Consider the following 17,747-nt stretch of genomic DNA (forward strand, 5'->3'; position numbering starts at 1 on the left):
GCCACCGAATTTCTTTGCACATACAGTTGCAATCGCAGCTGTTAAAGTTGTTTTACCATGGTCGACGTGACCAATTGTGCCCACGTTAACGTGTGGCTTATTACGTTCAAACTTAGCCTTAGCCATGTTAATACTCCTCGTTTACGTCGAACACAATTCTGAGTAAAACCCAGTTCCGACATGTCGTTTTAAAAAACCAAATACCAAATACTTGAAAAGCAGACTAAATAGCCTGCTTCTGGAATATTGTGCAATAAAAATTGCTAAACTGTAATCTGGAGCTCTTATCGAGATTTGAACTCGAGACCTCTCCCTTACCAAGGGAGTGCTCTACCACTGAGCTATAAGAGCAAATATTAGCACTTCAATGGAGCGGGAGACGAGGGTCGAACTCGCGACATGCAGCTTGGAAGGCTACCGCTCTACCAACTGAGCTACTCCCGCACGATGTTGGTACAAACCACTTATTGAAGTATTAAAATTGGTGGTGAGGGAAGGATTCGAACCTTCGAAACTTTCGTAGCGGAGTTACAGTCCGCCCCCTTTGACCGCTCGGGAACCTCACCATTTTACACTTACATCAGTGCTGTTCTTTACTCAACCTTTGAAACTCTCTAAGATGGTGCCGGCACACGGATTCGAACTGTGGACCTACTGATTACAAGTCAGTTGCTCTACCAACTGAGCTATGCCGGCGTTTCTTAGTGTTTCGTACGTTTCGTATCGGAACGGTGTGCAGTTTAGCAAAACTCACAAACCATGCAAGTGTTTTTTTCAAAAAAAACCTCAAAAACTCATAAAATCAAACCATTTGATGATAATTCAACCGCTTTGATCACTGCGCGAGCTTTTATTTGGGTTTCATTCCATTCAGATTCGGGATTTGAGTCGGCAACCAGCCCTGCTCCGGCCTGAACATAGACCTTATTTTCACGGATCACACAGGTACGAATCGCAATCGACATGTCCATTTCACCATGCCAGCCTAAATAACCGACAGCGCCACCAAAAATTCCGCGTTTTACCGGCTCAACTTCGTCAATAATTTCCATGGCACGAATTTTTGGTGCACCTGAAAGCGTACCGGCAGGGAAAGTTGCCTTGAAAACATCCAAGGCATCGACATCGTCACGCACTTCACCCTGTACATTCGAGACAATATGCATGACATGCGAATAACGTTCGATCACCATTTGATCAGTCACTTGAACTTTACCAATTTTTGCAATGCGTCCGACGTCATTGCGCCCCAAGTCAATCAGCATGACATGTTCGGCAATTTCTTTTTCATCAGAGAGCAAGTCTTGCTCAAGGGCCAGATCTTCTTCCTTGGTTTTGCCACGTGGTCGTGTGCCTGCTAAAGGACGCACTGTGGCAATGCCATTTTCCAAACGCGATAAAATTTCTGGTGAAGAACCGACAATATGGAACGGTGTATTGTTTTCCAAGGTTTGCCCTTGTACCAGAAACAGATACGGCGAAGGATTCAGATGACGTAGCGCACGATAGACCTGCAAAGGATCACCATCGAAATCTGACACCATGCGATGCCCTGGCACCACCTGCATCACATCGCCGGCACGAATATATTCTTTGACCTTTTCAACCGAGGCAATAAAGTTGTCATGTCCGGTTAGAGATTCAAAATGTGGTGGACTATGTTTTTCAGCTTTCAGGCTAATCGGTGTTGCCAGAATATTTTCTAATTCATTTAATTGTTCATGTGCTTTTTCATAAGCAATCGGGTCAGCTGCATCGGCATGCACAATCAGAAATAAGGTATCTTTTAAATTGTCAAAGACAATGACAGTTTTAGACAACATCATCCAGATATCAGGCAAGCCAACCGGATCTGCTTCAGGCACATTTTTGAGTTTGGGTTCAATATAACGCACGGCATCATAACCAAAGTAGCCCACCAGACCGCCAGTGAAGCTTGGCAATGCAGGCAAGTCCTGTTGGGTCGGCACTTTAAACTGAGCCTGAAAGTCACGAATATAGTGAAAAGGATCTGCACAGTGCTGCTTTTCAATTGAGCCGTCCGCATGCTGTACCGTCAGTTCACCGGCATTACAGGAAAATACCGTAGATTCGCCCAGCCCAATAATCGAATAGCGTGCCCAGTTTTCTCCACCTTCGACAGATTCAAACAGATAAGCCTGCTGATGCTGCCTAAGACGCGCGAAAATAGAAAGTGGGGTATCCGTATCGGCCAGACGCTGACGGTACACTGGAATCAGGTTATAGCCTTGTGCAGCAAGTTGCTGGAATTGTGCTTGTGTGGTCATGCGGTTTTTCTCTTTAAATTGGGTTTACTCAGTGTATAAATAGACTTGAACTGAGCGACGCCATCGAAAAACCTGATCACTATTCATTTTATTTTCCTAACACCCTAATTAAGCAAGCAATTCACGTAGATCATCTACAATTTCTTGAGGATGACAGTCTGCTATATTTTCACCGTGATTATAGCCGTAGCTCACCACAATACAATCAATCCCGGCGCGACGTGCAGCCTCCACATCATTGGAAGAATCCCCGATCAGTAACACCTGTTCTTTCGTTACACCATACTGTTCGACACAGTGTAATAATTGACGCGGATGCGGTTTACGCTCGCTAAAACGGTCGCCACCAATGGTCTCGGCAAAATAATGTGCCATATCCAATGTCTCTAAAATAGCACAAGCAGGAAGCTCCGGCTTATTGGTGACGCAGATCAGGGTTTTGCCCTGCGCTTTGGCCCAGTCGAGAAATTTCAGAATCCCGGGAAATGGAACGGTGTCGACACAAGGATCGACATTATAAATATCCAGAAAAGTATTCAGCAGCTCCTGATGCTGTGCGGGTGTGACTTCACCAACCAGATGTAGCAATACACTTTCACAAAATATCGAGGTGCCCTTGCCCACCCAGGTACGAACCTGCTCTTCCGTGACCAAAGGCAATTGCAACACATTCAGGCTCATATTCATGGCACGATACAGGTCATGCGCCGAATCAACCAAAGTACCATCCAGATCAAACAAGATCAGTTCACGTTGTTCTAATTGTGCAATAGACATCCCGACCCTCTTTTATATTATTCGCAGCCACAAAAAAGGCATGCGCTGTGCATGCCTTGATTGTAACCAATCATCGGCTTATTTAAACATTACCCAAGCCATAATTGCCAAAATAATCAATACAATCACTGAAATCAAACCAACAGACACATTTTTCTGGGTTTCTTTTTCCTGCTCTACCCGTGACACAGGCTGCTCAACCGGCATTGGCGTAGGTTCTGGTTTCACTGCAGCAAGATCGACGCCTTCAGGAATCGGCGCTGGTTTTGGAATCCCGACATGGGTTGGCATGCCATCTCGGGTCAGCTGGACTGAGGCATCTCGCTGTGTCAGTTCCGGTATACCCTGCTCATTCATTTGTTGTGCTGGCGTTGGTTCAGTCACTTCAACCTGTGCCACGACTTTTTCTGCCGTGGCTTCTATTTCTGCTGGAACTTCTACCGCAGCCACAGGCGCCAACACGGAAAATTTCAGGCTGGCAAACTGAACGATATCATCCTGTTTTAATAACGTTTCCTGTGCAATCTGCACATCATTGACGAAAGTGCCATTCGATGATCCTAAGTCCTGTACCCAGAGCGCATCATCTTTGAGCAAGAAAGCAGCATGTTTGCGCGAGATCTCTGCGGCCTGCAACACAATGTCTGCGGCCTGATGACGTCCCACCAGCATATCACGGTCAATGCTAATCTCTTGCCCTGTCAAGTCACCTGTAATCGCGTGTATTTTCCAAGTCATGAATTTACTTCTCTTTTCTCTTTGACATTATCATAACATGCTGTTTGTTCATGCTACATCACTTAGCTTTTCGGTCTAAGTGTTGTGGTGGTCACGGTATTTTTACGCTTTTCGACGTGTTGTCCGGGTTGTGACTGCAACACAGGCTCAATCGCGACAGGCGTGACTACCACAGCAGCTGGCTGAGTCGGCACTGGAGCCGTCGGCACAGTTTGATAAGACGAATTTTGTAAAGGTGTTTTCGAAACCGGAATACGCTGTTGATAGACATCACCGACCTGTTCCGGCAGCTTGGCAAAATTACCATCAGCATCCAGGGCCAGTTGCAGACTATACAGTTGGCTATAACGTTGCTGGGTCAGTTTACTGACCTCATTTTTATCACCCACAATCGTTGGATGGATGAAGATCAGCAGATTACGTTTCTGATTAGATTTACCTTCAGAACGGAATAAACGCCCAAGACCAGGGATTGCGCCCAGACCCGGAACTGCCTGACGGCCATAACTGGTGTTATCCGAAATCAGACCACCCAGCACAATGGTTTGCCCATTTTCGGCCAGAATCGAAGTTTTAATCGCACGCTTGCTGGTTACCAGATCCTGCGCTTGTCCACGATCCCGATTAACAGCCGATACTTCCTGCTCCACTTCCAGACGCACCGTACCATCTTCACCAATATGCGGCACCACTTTTAAAGTGACCCCGACATCTTTACGTTCAATCGTGGTATAGGGATTGGCCACCCCAGCAGCGCCAGTTGAAACCGAACCTGTCACAAAGGGTACGTTTTCACCGACCACAATATAGGCTTCTTCGTTGTCCATAGTCACAATGGATGGCGTAGACAACAGATTGGACTTGGTGCTTTCTTTTAAGGCCTGAATCAGCGCACCATACAGACGGCGTGAACCATCACTGCCTTCACGATAATCGCCGAGCACCAACGAAGTCCCAGCTCCCACGGTACTTGCAGCACCTGCACCACCGCCGGTGAGATAGCCGGCTGCCACATTTTTTAGACTGGTACCAAAATTATCAAAGTTAATCAGCCCAATACCGCTACTGATATCTCCCAAGGCCCATTGCACCCCAAGCTGATCGGCATCTGTACCTTCTACTTCGATAATGGCAGCTTCAATCAGTACCTGTTGACGGCGAATATCCAGCTGATTAATTGCTGATTCGATTTCCCGCATCAATTGCGGATCGGCCTTAACCACCAAAGAGTTTTGCGTGGCATCGGCAATAATACTCACCCCGTTTGCGCTAAAGCTGCTAATTCCACCCTGCTCGGCGTTCATGCCGGTATTCAACTGAATAGCGGAGGAAGTATTATTTCCGCTGGTGTTGCTACTGTTGTTATTGTTTAAACTGTTATTCGAACTCAGGGAAGATGAACCCGAAGACGTGCCAGTGGAATTTGAACTACTGTTCACCGCCTGCCCTGTCACCAGTCCCTGCAAGATCTCTGCCAGATTCTTGGCACTGGCATATTTCAAACGAAAGACTTTCAAGCCGCCCAGACGGTCTGCCGCCGGCACATCCAGGGTTTCAATCATTTGACGCAGCCGCTTACGCGTCGTCGGATCACCTTTAATGATAATCCGATTGGTGCGGGTATCTGCGATGACACGTACCCGCGAACCACGCACATCTTTGGCTGCACCCGTGGCTGTCATGGACTCGATCAGCTCGATCATTTCCTCGGCCTGACTCGATTGCAGACTGACCGCTTCCATATCATTTTGACCGGTGCCATCCAGATTACGAATGATGGTTTCCAGCTGATAAATATTATTGGCCCGATCCGACACGATCAGTGCATTGGTGCCCGGCACTGCTGCCAGATGGGCAAATTGCGGCATCAAAGGGCGCAGTGCTGGAATCAGATCATTCGGATTGGTATTTTCCAGCCACAATACCCGAGTCACGATCTGGTCACCACTGGCACGGCTTCTGGCATCATAGGGAATGCCCGAGCTTTTGACATTGCTGTCCGGTACCAGCTTGATGGTATTGCCCGAAGGAATCGCCACCACACCATTGACATTGAGCACACCTAAAAACAGGTCATAGACTTCATTTTTATTCAGTGCTTTATTGGAAATAACGGTAACATTACCACGCACCCGCGGATCGACTGCGAAGTTCTTGCCGGTAATGTCAGCCACTTCATTAATGAATGCGGTGAGGTCAGCATCCCGCAGGTTGATTTTCCAGGTTTGCGCATAACCCGCCGTACTGATCATTGCTACGAGCGGGGCGGCCACACAGCATGCCCATGCTGATCGATTATTATTAAATAAAGCCATAAACTTTTGTGTTTCCTAACCCTATGCGTGATGACACATCACTTCAAATCTTGTTGTATGGTCATCGTCTGATCACCACGTTTTATTTCGAGTTTGACCTGACCTTCACGTCGAGCCTGTTCCAGTAATTGCGCCTCGGTTTGCCCCTGCGACAGCGTCTGACCGTTTAAAGATAAAATCCGGTCTCCCGGTCTTAAACCGAGTCGATTACGCAGTGCAGCCGGCGTCCGGGAAGTGATTTCAAAGCCCCCATCCGACGCGCTGACCCCCATATTATGTAAATACTGATCCTTGTTTTCCTGCATCTGCTGGATTGCCCGACCGATTTCATTTTGAGCTGAAGGCAGATTTTGTGCTTCAGCTGCGCTATTCATAGCCGAAGATGGAGCAGACATCGTATTAGATGCTGGAGTTTCCGGCACGATCGGCTGATTCAAGCCATTTTCCAGACCCTTGAATAACACTTCCTGAGTGGCACCGGTTGCTCTGCGCAGAATGACCCGATCCCAATAGACCTCAGCCAGCTCAAAACCACTGTTGCCCAGCATTTCTCCAACGCGATAACGATCCACCTGATCATTGACTTTCAGCACCGCAGAAGAGTTATAGCTTGGACTGGCAACCACTACGCCTTGCAAAAGAATATTGGCAGCTTCTGCTCCTGCTGCTGTTTGTCCACTTTCCTGAAACAGCGAAAATGCACTGATATTGGGGATTTGCGCCTGTTGTGAACCCAGTTCTACCCGATCCAGCTGCATAGCTTGAGGTGGCGCAATCAGCAACCAGAACATGGCCGCCAGTTTCCAGCATAAATATAGAATCAACAACAGCAACACGACAGGCGCAACACGATTGGCCTGTTTCAGATCGATATTTTTTAGATCGCCAAGAGAAATGGCCATTAGTTCAAGCCTCCCATTAGAGGTTGGCGGGTACTAATCACATAAGTATCCAGGCCAGCTTTACCTTCATAGGAGGGTGCATTCATTAAAAAGCGCTGGGTAAGCTGGATATCGAGCATCAGACTGGGATCAAGCTTGATATTCAGCATACGTTGCTCTCGGTTATCCCGAACGTCGAGTAAGAGCTGTCCGCTCTCATCTGCCAGTTGTCCGGTCATGGCCGGTACATTCATACGTTCCTGACGCTGGGCAAAGCTATAAATCAGCTCACCACCCGCCCATTGCATTTGCCCAGTCACCTGACTGAAGCCTTGTTCCTGTTTATATTTAAAATCCAGCTCTTTAAACTGAATAGCAGTCGCTGGCCATTGCCAGTCTGCCACTTTTTTTAAGGTTTCCGGCGCGAGCTGACCCTCAAGATTTTTGACGATCAAGGCTTTATTCAGCCCATAGCCCATAACCCCTGAAAGCTGAGTATTGCCGCTATGCAACTCAACATCTGCCCCAACTCGCAGCAATAGCAAGTCTAATGGCCGTACTTTCCAGTTCAGGCTGCCCCGCAAATTACCTTTTTTCCAGTCAGCACTGCCCTGCCAGATATTCCCGTTTACATTGTGCAAGGCCTGATTATTTTTATAAAATTTTGAAATCAACCAGGCAGCTGGCACTTGCAGGATCACAAAGACAAAAAACGCCACAAGCGCAAGGATGAACCATTTTAAAGTTTTAGGTTTATTGCTCATCCCACCACGACCAATATCTCAAGTCTAAATCCCCATTTATAATGTTTTCCTTATACAGACACATTATGCACACTTTTTTCCCAACGCCAATTCATAGATATAAAAAAACCAAGCAATCATGCTTGGTTCAGCAATCTTAGACTGTCTGTATGACAGCCTAATGACGAGATGAAATCGAGGCTTAGATCAAGAAATCTTCAAGCTTGGCACCTTTGTCCAGCTCTGCCACCAACCAGCGCGGCTGCTTGCCACGACCCGTCCAGGTATCATCTGGGTTGCTTTTGCTACGATAACGTGGCTCTACCGATTTACGTGATGATTTCTTGCGTTTAGACGCGCCAAATTCAAGTAACTGTTCTACAGTCATACCTACTTTGTCAGCAACGGCCAAGATTTGCTGATAAGCATCTTCGATCTCTTGGTCTTTTTTTGAAGCAATCAGTGATTCTGCTTCGGCTTGTAAACGCTTTAACTCTTCTACTGATAAATGAGTAATATCTGGCATAATGCTCTCCGATTAAATAATATTATTTGTTTTGTTAAATAATGCCCCATCATATTTATATTAAATAAAACATTCAATATAAATATTTAAATCAATAACAATAAAGTTTAGAAATAATGACAAAATTAAATAATCAATTCATTTTTTAGATTTCATGTCCGGCTGTTAATTCAAGTGCTTCGATTTTCTTTCGGATATATTCTGGAATTTGAGTTTTCTGCAGGGTTTTTTGATCAATACAAACAATAACCGCTTCAGAAGTTGCCACTATACTTTGCTGTTTTTCACTCCATAATAAATAATGCATGCGGAATGCACTATTTCGAATCTCTTCAATACGTGCTGCAATTTTTAAATGATCTGGAAAAACCACCGGTTTTAAATAACGGCACTGATTTGAAGAGACCACCGTAGAGACCGATTCATTCAGTAAATCCAATGCATTCAGATAAGCCAGACGTGCATTTTCTATATAACGATAATACATGGCATTATTCACATGGCCCAATGCATCCATATCTCCCCATGCCACGCTCTGTGCATAAACCACTGGATATTGTTGTAATTCTGACATGATGATTCTCAAATCTTAATTTCGATAAAGTTTACATTGGACTCAAATACTGCATTTAACTGCTGGAGCAAGTCTTCACGGTCTTGTAAGGCCGCTTTAATTCTCAAATAACTCATACGAATATCATCAGGATATAAGTCAAGCAAATGCTGGGCTTCCTCTGTATAACCGGTGGCCTGTAACACATGCCATTTTGCAAAACTCAAAATCGGTAATGCCGGATACTTGGTTTCCCAATGCGAAATCTGCTGTGCAATATGATCATAATCCGGGTTCTGCCGTAACAATTGCTGTTGAAACCACAAATAAAATACGTCCTGATTAAATTGTTGCTCTAATAAATGAATTGCCATTGTTTCATGTTCGGCACTCATTTCAGGTATTCTGAATAATAATTTCAACCATAATAACTTGACTGTATAGTCACGATCAAATACTTGCTTTTTTAAATCTAAATAACGCTGTTGTAAATAAATTAAATCATCTTGTGTGGCTTGATCATAGGCCAATAATAATTGTTCAAGCCATATTTTTTTTACTTCTTGTTCTAAATGTCCATATTTAGTCGAGCGTAAATATAACCAGGGAAACTGTAGGGCAAATACACCCCATAATGTGGTGAGTCGCTGTTCATAGGCTGGTTTCACCTGTATTAACCATGGTGATAATTCATGCTGATTTAAAAATTCTAAATGAGTCAGTGCTTGCTCACCGTGCTGTTGCGATAAATAAATTTCAATTCGCTGCAATTCTGCCAACTCAAATGCCATCGGGTTAGACTGATTTAAAGCAGTCAAGGCATCTGTATATTGCTGTTGCCCCCAAGATAATCGTGCATCAATAATATGTTTGAGTAAGCCCGACTTGCTAAAAGACTGCTGAATAAAATCCCGTTGATCCTGAGCTGCATTTAATAACCAGATTACAGCCAGTTGTTCATAAGGATGTAAATGGGCAAAACTAAATACGGTTTCATTTTTACGCTGTTCACGGCTGCGATACTGTTTGATCGCGTACCAGAGGCAATGGATCAAAAAACTGAACGTGACCAGTGAGGCCGCCAAAAACCACAGGCTAGTTTGTAACTGCCACTCACGCCAATATAAATAGACATAGCCGGCCCCATGCCCATAACTCAGGATGCTCAGCCCCGCTATACCCAGTAGGCAGATAAATAAATAGGCCAGCAAAATCTGTTTCATAAGCAATTAGCCAACTAAGGTGCGTGTATTTAATAAAGGCGTCGGAGTGACCGGTGTGGCCTTGATTTGATGCAACTGCTGAATCCAGTACTGACTACGTGCATCCGGTAATTGCTCCAAGACATCAATCACCGCATTCAACGCTTGCTGAAAGGCGACAGATTGATCTTGCTGCAACGTATTTTGTGCAATGAGCAAGCGCAACTGAGCTTCTTTCAATACCAGATGCCGTTGCATTAATACGGTACTCGGCTGCTCTGCAGCTTCGATCTGAATCCAGCGCTGCCAGAAAGAGCGTTGAGTTTCCAAACTTTGAAGATGCGGAGCCTGAATTTCTTTTTCAATTTCAGCATCCATCTGCATCAATACTTCTTTTAATTTATTTTGCTGCACCAAGCGACTATTGACGAATTTTTTCAGCATGTCCTGATCTTTCGCAATCACTTGCTGCAGACTACTGACCAAGGCGGGCGCCAAGACATACCCATCCAATTCATTCTGCAGGTGGTTTAGTTTTTCAATGGCGGTGGCATATTGTTGCTGTTGCAGTGCAAATTCAATCAGATCCAGCTGCTGTTGTACGAGAGCAATATCATTCTGCATGTCAGCAGTTAGCACTGCAGCTGCTGCCTGAGCTGAGGGAGTGCCTGCATTTTGCTGCTGGGCGGTAAACTGGCGTTTTAATGCCACAAACTGATCATTGAGATTGGCATTTTGCTGCTGCAACTGTTTAACACCTTGATGAAGTCCAGTCTGCGCTGCATTGAGAACATAAAGGTCATAGCTGAGTTTGATGAGCCACACCACACTCAAAATGAAAAATACAATAAATAGTTTCTTCATGCGTTCCCTAGTATCAGTCTCATTTTTTGCAAGATCGTATTCGCCTCTAAATCATCAATTTGCACAAATTCAAACCCTGCCTGATGCTGTTGTTGATATTCCCCAAGAAGAGTGGCCAAACGCGGCCCCAAAACCAAATAACGGGCCTGATGCATTAAATCCGAATTATCCTGCATTAATGTCAGCCAGTTTAACCAGCTTGCTTCACTGCTGATTAGCACGGCAAAGCGCTGCTGCGTCTCAAGCAATGCCAGGTTTTCTGCCAAAATCATTGCTGTGCTTGCGGGGCATTGCCGCCGATATAAAATAAAATTCAAAATTTTGATATTATTTGCGCGCAGATGATCCATCATAAATTGACGGCCGCCTTCTCCGCGCCAGAAGGCCACAGCTGAGCCAGCAGGCAGTTGCCTTAACACGGGTAATTGCAACATGCCTTCCGAAGTTTCAAGTTCAGGCACATGACTTTGAATACCATAACCAGCCAGCGCCTGCTCAGTGGCTTTACCCACCGCCACCCATTGCACATCTGCCAAGCGCGATAAGATAATTTCCGCTTGCTGTAAATATTGCATGCCAATCTGGGCGGCAGTCGGACTGACTACCACAATGATTTTGGCCTGATCCAGCTGGCGATACAAGCGTAACAGCTCGTCGGAATAAGGCTGTGCATGCAATTCCAGCAAAGGCAATTCTAGTACAGAAATCTGCGCTGCCTGTAACTGCTGAGTCAAACCCGCAGCACGCTCACTCGGACGGGTATTAATCAGTAACATCAGTTTGAATAAAGTGCTTTCAGCAACTCGCCTGCACCTTGATCGAGTAAATTTTTGGCCAATTCCACCCCTAACTGTTCAGCTTCTGCAATTTTTCCAGTGTGCTGTGCACGCAGCAAAACCGTTCCATCAACACTGCCAACGCGACCTTCGATTGAAATCACATCATTCTGGAGCGTGGCATAGCCGGCAATCGGCACCTGACATCCGCCTTCCAGATAGGCATTAAAGGCACGCTCAGCACGCACGCAGGCATCCGTTTCTGCATGTAATAATGGCTGAATCAAGTCCAGTACCGCCTGATCATGGGTACGGCATTCCAGCCCCAGTGCACCTTGACCTACGGCCGGTAGACTGATTTCAGGAGTCAGAGTATGACGAATACGTTCTGCCAGACCTAAACGTTTCAAACCGGCACTGGCCAGAATAATCGCATCATACTGACCGGCATCCAGCTTGGACAAACGTGTACCGACATTACCGCGCAAATCAATGATTTCGAGATCAGGACGCTGTTTTAAAATCTGGGTTTTACGGCGCAAACTGGAAGTGCCCACTTTGGCGCCCTGTGGCAATTCATCAAAGCTGGCATAGGTATTCGAGACAAAGGCATCCAGTGGATCTTCACGCTCACAGATCACCGCAAGGCTCAGCCCTTCCGGCAATGCCATCGGTACATCCTTCATGGAATGTACGGCCAGATCGGCACGGCCATCGAGTAAAGCAGCTTCTAATTCTTTTACAAATAGACCTTTACCACCAATTTTGGCCAGCGGCGTATCTAGGATTTTATCGCCCTGTGTAACAAAAGTGACTAACTCGACCTGCAAACCAGCGTGCAAATCTTGTAGGCGCGCACGGATATGTTCCGCTTGCCAAAGCGCAAGTGGACTTTGTCGAGTTGCAATTTTTAGGGTCTTCATAAATTTCAATAACAGTAAATGAGAACAATAGTCTAAACTTAACCTGCTCACTTTAAAATGCAAGTGAATTTATACAAGTTTCAACTGAATGCTCTCATTGATTCCTGCTATAGCTTTTGAATCCGATCCCTTAAAAATGGCAAATGTCGCCGACTGACCGCTAAACGGTCGTCCAGCTCACGACAACGCACCTGATACTGACCTGAACTGACCACTTCCAGACCATCCAGATAATTCACCGAGATCAAGGCATTACGATGAATCCGGATAAACTGGTTCCCAAACTCCTGCTCTAGCTCCTTTAAGGTTTCATCAATCAGTACACTGCCGTTTTTATGACGTACAGTGACATATTTCTGATCCGCCAGAAAATAATAGATATTTTCAACTGGCACCAATTCGACACCACGATAGGTCTTTGCCGCAATCTGCTGGCGGCTGATATTGATTTCGTCCATATTTTCTTTTTGTTTTAGTTGGCTCATCTGAGCTTGGGTAAGTTTAGTTAAGTGCTCCAAAACCTGTGCCAATTCCTGTTGCATCACGGGTTTAAGCAAGTAGCCTTCGGCATTTGATTTAAATGCATCCAGCGCATGTTGGTCATAGGCCGTACAAAAGATAATTGCCGGCATCGGGTCCAGCTGACGCAAATACTGCGCACAAGCGAGACCATTCATTTCAGGCATTTGAATATCTAATAGTATGACATCGGGTTCGTATTGGTGAGCCAGATCAATCGCTTGACGACCATGACTTGCAGTCGCCACCACATCATGCCCCAGCTGAGAGACCAAACGTGATAATCGCTCGACAGCCAAAGGCTCATCATCACAAATCAGGATGTCCATTGCTCCTCCTTACCCAGTTAACATGATCAAATACATGATAAAGCTAACTGCGATTTCTTTGATTTATTTTTATTTATATTGATATCGCACTACCGTCGTAAACATCCCTTCGCCGGCAAAGGTTTGAAAGGTCATACTGGGTCCGTAATAAGCTTGCAGACGCTGTCTGACATTTTCTATTGCAATACCATGCCCCTTTTTTAAAGTTTTATTATCCTGCGTATAAGGGTTAGTAATAATGATATTAATTTGATTTTGCAATATTTCAACCAATATACTTATCGTACTCTTTGTGAGAATTTTTTCAACTCCATGGAAAATACTATTTTCTAACAAGGGTTGTAAAGTTAATAATGGGATTTGTACTTGTGAGTATAAGTCTTTGTTTTCTAACTTCCATTCGATTTGCAGGCGTTCACCCAAACGGATCTGCTCAATCTCCAGATAGCGCTGGCACAGATCAATTTCCTCTTGCAGACTGACCAGTTTCAACTCCTGAAAACTGGCACGAAATAAGCGGGACAGATTCAGCAGCATATGTTCGGCTTTATCCGGATCGATGCTGATCAGGCTAATCACACTGTTCATACTATTGAACAGAAAATGCGGTTGAATCCGCGCTTGCATGGCCTGAATCCGGGCATTCAGTTCACTATGCTGCTGCTGTTCCCATTGTTCACGCAAATACAGGTAGCGAAAACAAAACATACCGAGCAAAACACCCAAACTGAGATGTAACCCAACCTGATCCAGGGCAATTGCCAGGTTTAAGCCCTGAAAATTAAAATTCATTCCAAAATGTATCACAACATTCAGACTGATGGTGGTCAGCACCACAATGGCCTGTAGTAGCAAAAAACCGGAAATGAGCGCCAGCTTAATCCCCATATGCTGAAAGGCCTGATGGAATAATTCCACCAGTGCTGCAAAACATAACAGTACCCAGTTGATATACAGCATATATTGCAGCAGATGCATCGCATTTAAAGCTTGCCACGACTGTGCTTCTGCGAGCGCTAGAATCATGGCCAGAATATTGCCGCCGACAAACAGTTCCAGCAAATAGCGAAGATTGCCAATCTGGCTAAAAAAATAGGAACTTTGTGTTTGCCCGTTTATCGATGCGAAAGATTGAGCAGATGTGACTTCGGCAATGGGCTTTGAATTTGTTATACTCTTTTTCGTTCTACTGCTTTTAATCTGATTGAGCCGACATGACCACATCTTCTAATTCCTCTAATCCATCACAAGCCCAGACTTCGGGTATGTGGGGTGGTCGTTTCTCTGAAGCGACTGATGCTTTTGTTGCTGAATTTACAGCATCTGTTCAATTTGACCAACGTTTTTATAAACAGGATATTGCAGGCTCGATTGCCCATGCAACCATGCTGGCCAAAGTAGGCGTACTGACGGCACAGGAACGCGATGACATCATCGAAGGTCTGACTGCCATTCAAGCCGATATTGAAGCAGGTAAGTTCGAATGGCGCATTGACCTAGAAGATGTGCACATGAACATTGAGTCGCGCCTGACTCAGCGTATTGGCATCACAGGCAAGAAATTACACACTGGCCGTAGCCGTAATGACCAGGTCGCAACCGACATTCGTCTTTATGTACGTGATGAAATTGATGCGATTTTAAAATTACTCGAAAAATTACAAAAAGGTATTTTAAGCTTGGCGGCTAAAAATACCGATACCATCATGCCGGGCTTCACCCATTTACAAACCGCTCAGCCGGTGACTTTTGGTCATCACTTAATGGCCTGGTTTGAAATGCTGGTACGCGACTCTGAGCGTCTGATTGATTGCCGTAAACGTGTCAACCGTATGCCACTGGGTTCTGCTGCACTTGCAGGAACCACCTACCCGATTGAGCGTGCTTACACCGCTGAGCTGTTAGGTTTTGAAGCCATTGCTGAAAACTCTTTAGACGCAGTATCGGATCGTGATTTTGCAATTGAATTTAATGCCGCTGCATCGTTAATTATGATGCACTTGTCTCGTATGTCTGAAGAACTGATTCTATGGACATCTGCTCAGTTCAAATTCGTGAATATTCCAGATCGTTTCTGTACAGGCTCTTCAATCATGCCACAGAAGAAAAACCCGGATGTGCCTGAACTGGTACGTGGTAAAACCGGCCGTGTCTATGGCGACCTGATGAGCCTGCTGACCCTGATGAAAGGCCAGCCGCTGGCGTACAACAAAGACAATCAGGAAGACAAAGAACCCTTGTTTGATGCGATCGATACGGTACGTGGCTCATTGATGGCATTTGCCGACATGATTCCTGCACTGGTTCCAAACATTGCTGAAATGCGCGAAGCAGCGCTACGTGGTTTCTCTACTGCGACTGATCTGGCAGATTACCTGGTGAAAAATGGCGTGGCATTCCGTGATGCGCACGAAATTGTCGGCAAAGCTGTAGCACTGGGTGTTGCAGAGTCGAAAGATTTGTCTGAGCTGACACTTGAGCAACTTCAACAGTTCTCTGACCTGATTCAGGCCGATGTATTTGAAAAAGCGTTAACACTTGAAGCATCTGTGAATGCACGTAACCATATTGGTGGAACTGCACCTGCGCAAGTCGAAGCTGCTATTGCCCGTGCTTATACTCGCTTAGAAAATCTTTACGCTTAACTTTTTTAGCTTAAATTCGGAGTATTGATATGTCTCGACAAGTATTTTGCCGTAAGTATCAACAAGAAATGGAAGGCCTGGACTTTGCACCCTTCCCAGGCCCCAAGGGTCAGGAACTGTTTGACCATGTGTCTAAACAGGCTTGGCAGGAATGGCTCAAACACCAGACTACGCTGATTAATGAAAAGCGTTTAAACGTATTTGAACCGGACGCGAAAAAGTTTCTAGAAGAACAACGTGAAAAGTTCTTTAGCAATGACGAAACTTTGGAAAAAGCTGAAGGGCTAAAACCTGAGTAATGTTTAGAGCGCTGCTCTAAACATTACGCAAGACAAGCGAAGCGCGTAGTTTCGAATGTGATAAAGGGGTCTGAAAAGGCTCCTTTTTAGTATCTCTAATACTGCTCCACCCGAATGCAAGACAAACAGCTATGCTGCACGTAGGCTTTAATCTAAAAGAATCTCCATTATTGGAGATTCTTTTTTTATACGCTGCTCTAAACATTACGCAAGACAAGCGCTGAAAGCGCGCGTAGGCTTTAATCTAAAAGAGTCTCTTTTGAGGCTCTTTTTCATTTCTGAAATTATAAATCTTTCTCCCCAATAGCACTTTCAAATTTCAAGAACAGAGCAATAGCAGCAAGCTAAGTTCTTGATGTCTTGAATTCAGGGTTTTGATTGGGCGGCGGCTGGTATTCTGTACTTTTTAGACAAAAGCTGAAAGATTAAAAAGCATTTTCACCTACCCTACCCACTGCCAATAGTCAGCCACTATCCTGCTGAAAAACATTCATATTTGTATCAAAATTATAGATTGTAAATCCTACATACAGACCGATCACAAAACACAACAATCTGCTACAAGAAGTCATATGATTTTGTAAAATGGTCTCTCTATAATGAGCTCTAAGAAGATGAGATATCTTTGAATAACTATAACAATAAGCAACAAATACCCCGATTTCATCCCAGTTCTTCCCCCAAAGGCTGGGTATTTTTTTGCCTGTGATTTATCAAATTTTGATAATTTCGGAGCATAAAAAAAGCCCCTTTCAAGGAGCTTATTTTTTTAATTTTGCTTAAGGCTGTTTCAAATAGGGCCAAGCCGCTTTCAGATAAATAAACATCGACCATAAAGTCAGGATGACTGCTGTGTACAACAAGGCATAGGCCAGCATTTCCAGTGGTGGCCAGTTCAGCAAAAACACGGTAATCGCAATCATCTGAAAAGCCGTTTTGTACTTACCCACGGTTGATACTGCAACATTGGTTCGTGCACCCAGTTCTGCCATCCATTCACGTAATGCTGAAACAGTAATTTCACGTGAAATAATCACAATCGCAGCAAAAGCCATCGACATTGAAGGTTGCCATTGCACCAATACAATCAGCGCAGCTGCGACCATCAATTTATCTGCGACCGGATCGAGAAAACGGCCAAAAGCAGAGGTCTGGTTTAAAGTTCGAGCCAGATAGCCATCAAACCAGTCCGTCACTGCAGCCACTACAAAAATCGTGGTCAAAATAATATGCCGTGTCATGTCGGAATGGTTGGCTTCAAAGCCCATTGCAGGCGGCCAGTAAGCCACCAATAAAAATACCGGAATAAGAGCGATACGCGCCAAGGTCAAGATATTTGGAATATTCAGGATACGACCTGTAGTCATAG

The 17,747-nt window shown here is 44.9% G+C and carries 18 protein-coding genes and 4 tRNA genes; 2 read left to right on the forward strand and 20 right to left on the reverse strand.

Annotation, left to right across the window (positions count from 1 at the left end):
* The 19 genes from FTU44_RS08585 to FTU44_RS08675 all read right to left on the reverse strand — a co-directional run.
* A partial coding sequence (locus tag FTU44_RS08585; RefSeq protein WP_227518531.1) for a GTP-binding protein occupies positions 1 to 126 on the reverse strand: 126 nt, incomplete at its 3' end.
* A gap of 150 nt (positions 127 to 276) precedes the next feature.
* A tRNA-Thr gene (locus FTU44_RS08590) sits at positions 277 to 351 on the reverse strand.
* A gap of 17 nt (positions 352 to 368) precedes the next feature.
* A tRNA-Gly gene (locus FTU44_RS08595) sits at positions 369 to 444 on the reverse strand.
* Positions 445 to 482: 38 nt separating this feature from the next.
* Positions 483 to 566 (reverse strand) — tRNA-Tyr (locus FTU44_RS08600).
* 54 nt (positions 567 to 620) lie between these two features.
* A tRNA-Thr gene (locus FTU44_RS08605) sits at positions 621 to 696 on the reverse strand.
* A gap of 98 nt (positions 697 to 794) precedes the next feature.
* Entirely contained in the window at positions 795 to 2,288 is a 1,494-nt protein-coding gene (gene trpE, locus FTU44_RS08610) for an anthranilate synthase component I (protein ID WP_159138347.1), read from the reverse strand.
* A gap of 108 nt (positions 2,289 to 2,396) precedes the next feature.
* On the reverse strand, positions 2,397 to 3,065 hold the full coding sequence (gene gph, locus FTU44_RS08615) for a phosphoglycolate phosphatase (protein ID WP_100329455.1): 669 nt from the start codon (positions 3,063 to 3,065) through the stop codon (positions 2,397 to 2,399).
* 78 nt (positions 3,066 to 3,143) lie between these two features.
* Positions 3,144 to 3,803, reverse strand: coding sequence for an FHA domain-containing protein (locus FTU44_RS08620; protein ID WP_005095259.1), 660 nt, complete (start codon positions 3,801 to 3,803; stop codon positions 3,144 to 3,146).
* Positions 3,804 to 3,865: 62 nt separating this feature from the next.
* Complete coding sequence (gspD, locus tag FTU44_RS08625) at positions 3,866 to 6,118, reverse strand: type II secretion system secretin GspD (protein WP_005173053.1); 2,253 nt, start codon at positions 6,116 to 6,118, stop codon at positions 3,866 to 3,868.
* A gap of 38 nt (positions 6,119 to 6,156) precedes the next feature.
* Positions 6,157 to 7,020 carry a type II secretion system protein N gene (locus tag FTU44_RS08630; RefSeq protein WP_005095256.1) on the reverse strand — a complete coding sequence of 288 codons (864 nt, stop codon included), beginning with the start codon at positions 7,018 to 7,020 and terminating at the stop codon, positions 6,157 to 6,159.
* Positions 7,020 to 7,763 (reverse strand): type II secretion system protein N, encoded by a 744-nt coding sequence (gene gspN, locus FTU44_RS08635; RefSeq protein ID WP_159138349.1) that lies wholly within the window; start codon positions 7,761 to 7,763, stop codon positions 7,020 to 7,022. The genes FTU44_RS08630 and gspN overlap by 1 nt, the downstream gene beginning before the upstream one ends.
* Before the next feature lie 181 nt (positions 7,764 to 7,944).
* Positions 7,945 to 8,271: an H-NS family nucleoid-associated regulatory protein gene (locus tag FTU44_RS08640; RefSeq protein WP_167381258.1), complete on the reverse strand. Its 327-nt coding sequence runs from the start codon at positions 8,269 to 8,271 to the stop codon at positions 7,945 to 7,947.
* 142 nt (positions 8,272 to 8,413) lie between these two features.
* Positions 8,414 to 8,842, reverse strand: coding sequence for a thioesterase family protein (locus tag FTU44_RS08645; protein ID WP_100329459.1), 429 nt, complete (start codon positions 8,840 to 8,842; stop codon positions 8,414 to 8,416).
* Between the two features lie 8 nt (positions 8,843 to 8,850).
* Complete coding sequence (locus FTU44_RS08650) at positions 8,851 to 10,044, reverse strand: heme biosynthesis protein HemY (RefSeq protein WP_159138350.1); 1,194 nt, start codon at positions 10,042 to 10,044, stop codon at positions 8,851 to 8,853.
* Between the two features lie 6 nt (positions 10,045 to 10,050).
* Positions 10,051 to 10,887, reverse strand: a complete 837-nt coding sequence (locus FTU44_RS08655; protein ID WP_159138351.1) for a hypothetical protein — start codon at positions 10,885 to 10,887, stop codon at positions 10,051 to 10,053.
* Positions 10,884 to 11,663 (reverse strand): uroporphyrinogen-III synthase, encoded by a 780-nt coding sequence (locus FTU44_RS08660; protein ID WP_180050161.1) that lies wholly within the window; start codon positions 11,661 to 11,663, stop codon positions 10,884 to 10,886. The genes FTU44_RS08655 and FTU44_RS08660 overlap by 4 nt, the downstream gene beginning before the upstream one ends.
* Positions 11,663 to 12,586 carry a hydroxymethylbilane synthase gene (gene hemC, locus FTU44_RS08665; protein ID WP_005095241.1) on the reverse strand — a complete coding sequence of 308 codons (924 nt, stop codon included), beginning with the start codon at positions 12,584 to 12,586 and terminating at the stop codon, positions 11,663 to 11,665. The genes FTU44_RS08660 and hemC overlap by 1 nt, the downstream gene beginning before the upstream one ends.
* Positions 12,587 to 12,693: 107 nt before the next feature.
* Positions 12,694 to 13,434: a LytTR family DNA-binding domain-containing protein gene (locus FTU44_RS08670; RefSeq protein WP_005095238.1), complete on the reverse strand. Its 741-nt coding sequence runs from the start codon at positions 13,432 to 13,434 to the stop codon at positions 12,694 to 12,696.
* Between the two features lie 69 nt (positions 13,435 to 13,503).
* Positions 13,504 to 14,658, reverse strand: a complete 1,155-nt coding sequence (locus tag FTU44_RS08675) for a sensor histidine kinase (protein WP_005173075.1) — start codon at positions 14,656 to 14,658, stop codon at positions 13,504 to 13,506.
* Between FTU44_RS08675 and argH the strand changes: the two genes are divergently transcribed.
* A complete protein-coding gene (gene argH / locus FTU44_RS08680; RefSeq protein ID WP_180050164.1) occupies positions 14,649 to 16,079 on the forward strand; it encodes an argininosuccinate lyase in 1,431 nt (476 codons plus the stop codon). The genes FTU44_RS08675 and argH overlap by 10 nt on opposite strands.
* A gap of 29 nt (positions 16,080 to 16,108) precedes the next feature.
* Positions 16,109 to 16,378: an oxidative damage protection protein gene (locus FTU44_RS08685; protein WP_005095230.1), complete on the forward strand. Its 270-nt coding sequence runs from the start codon at positions 16,109 to 16,111 to the stop codon at positions 16,376 to 16,378.
* A 779-nt stretch (positions 16,379 to 17,157) separates the two neighbouring features.
* Here FTU44_RS08685 and pgsA read toward each other — a convergent pair.
* Positions 17,158 to 17,745 (reverse strand): CDP-diacylglycerol--glycerol-3-phosphate 3-phosphatidyltransferase, encoded by a 588-nt coding sequence (pgsA, locus tag FTU44_RS08690; RefSeq protein WP_005095228.1) that lies wholly within the window; start codon positions 17,743 to 17,745, stop codon positions 17,158 to 17,160.
* Positions 17,746 to 17,747 lie beyond the last annotated feature (2 nt).

Origin of the sequence: Acinetobacter sp. YH12105 (assembly GCF_013419095.1) — a bacterium.
GTDB lineage: Bacteria > Pseudomonadota > Gammaproteobacteria > Pseudomonadales > Moraxellaceae > Acinetobacter > Acinetobacter pseudolwoffii.

Bases quoted from the DNA above. Each gene is read 5' to 3' on its own strand.
- gspD (WP_005173053.1), bottom strand. From the start codon at position 6,118: ATGGCTTTATTTAATAATAATCGATCAGCATGGGCATGCTGTGTGGCC.
- trpE (WP_159138347.1), bottom strand. From the start codon at position 2,288: ATGACCACACAAGCACAATTCCAGCAACTTGCTGCACAAGGCTATAAC.
- hemC (WP_005095241.1), bottom strand. From the start codon at position 12,586: ATGAAGACCCTAAAAATTGCAACTCGACAAAGTCCACTTGCGCTTTGG.
- FTU44_RS08630 (WP_005095256.1), bottom strand. From the start codon at position 7,020: ATGGCCATTTCTCTTGGCGATCTAAAAAATATCGATCTGAAACAGGCC.
- FTU44_RS08650 (WP_159138350.1), bottom strand. From the start codon at position 10,044: ATGAAACAGATTTTGCTGGCCTATTTATTTATCTGCCTACTGGGTATA.
- FTU44_RS08620 (WP_005095259.1), bottom strand. From the start codon at position 3,803: ATGACTTGGAAAATACACGCGATTACAGGTGACTTGACAGGGCAAGAG.
- FTU44_RS08685 (WP_005095230.1), top strand. From the start codon at position 16,109: ATGTCTCGACAAGTATTTTGCCGTAAGTATCAACAAGAAATGGAAGGC.
- pgsA (WP_005095228.1), bottom strand. From the start codon at position 17,745: ATGACTACAGGTCGTATCCTGAATATTCCAAATATCTTGACCTTGGCG.
- FTU44_RS08645 (WP_100329459.1), bottom strand. From the start codon at position 8,842: ATGTCAGAATTACAACAATATCCAGTGGTTTATGCACAGAGCGTGGCA.
- gspN (WP_159138349.1), bottom strand. From the start codon at position 7,763: ATGAGCAATAAACCTAAAACTTTAAAATGGTTCATCCTTGCGCTTGTG.
- FTU44_RS08675 (WP_005173075.1), bottom strand. From the start codon at position 14,658: ATGTGGTCATGTCGGCTCAATCAGATTAAAAGCAGTAGAACGAAAAAG.
- FTU44_RS08655 (WP_159138351.1), bottom strand. From the start codon at position 10,887: ATGAAGAAACTATTTATTGTATTTTTCATTTTGAGTGTGGTGTGGCTC.
- FTU44_RS08670 (WP_005095238.1), bottom strand. From the start codon at position 13,434: ATGGACATCCTGATTTGTGATGATGAGCCTTTGGCTGTCGAGCGATTA.
- argH (WP_180050164.1), top strand. From the start codon at position 14,649: ATGACCACATCTTCTAATTCCTCTAATCCATCACAAGCCCAGACTTCG.
- FTU44_RS08660 (WP_180050161.1), bottom strand. From the start codon at position 11,663: ATGTTACTGATTAATACCCGTCCGAGTGAGCGTGCTGCGGGTTTGACT.
- gph (WP_100329455.1), bottom strand. From the start codon at position 3,065: ATGTCTATTGCACAATTAGAACAACGTGAACTGATCTTGTTTGATCTG.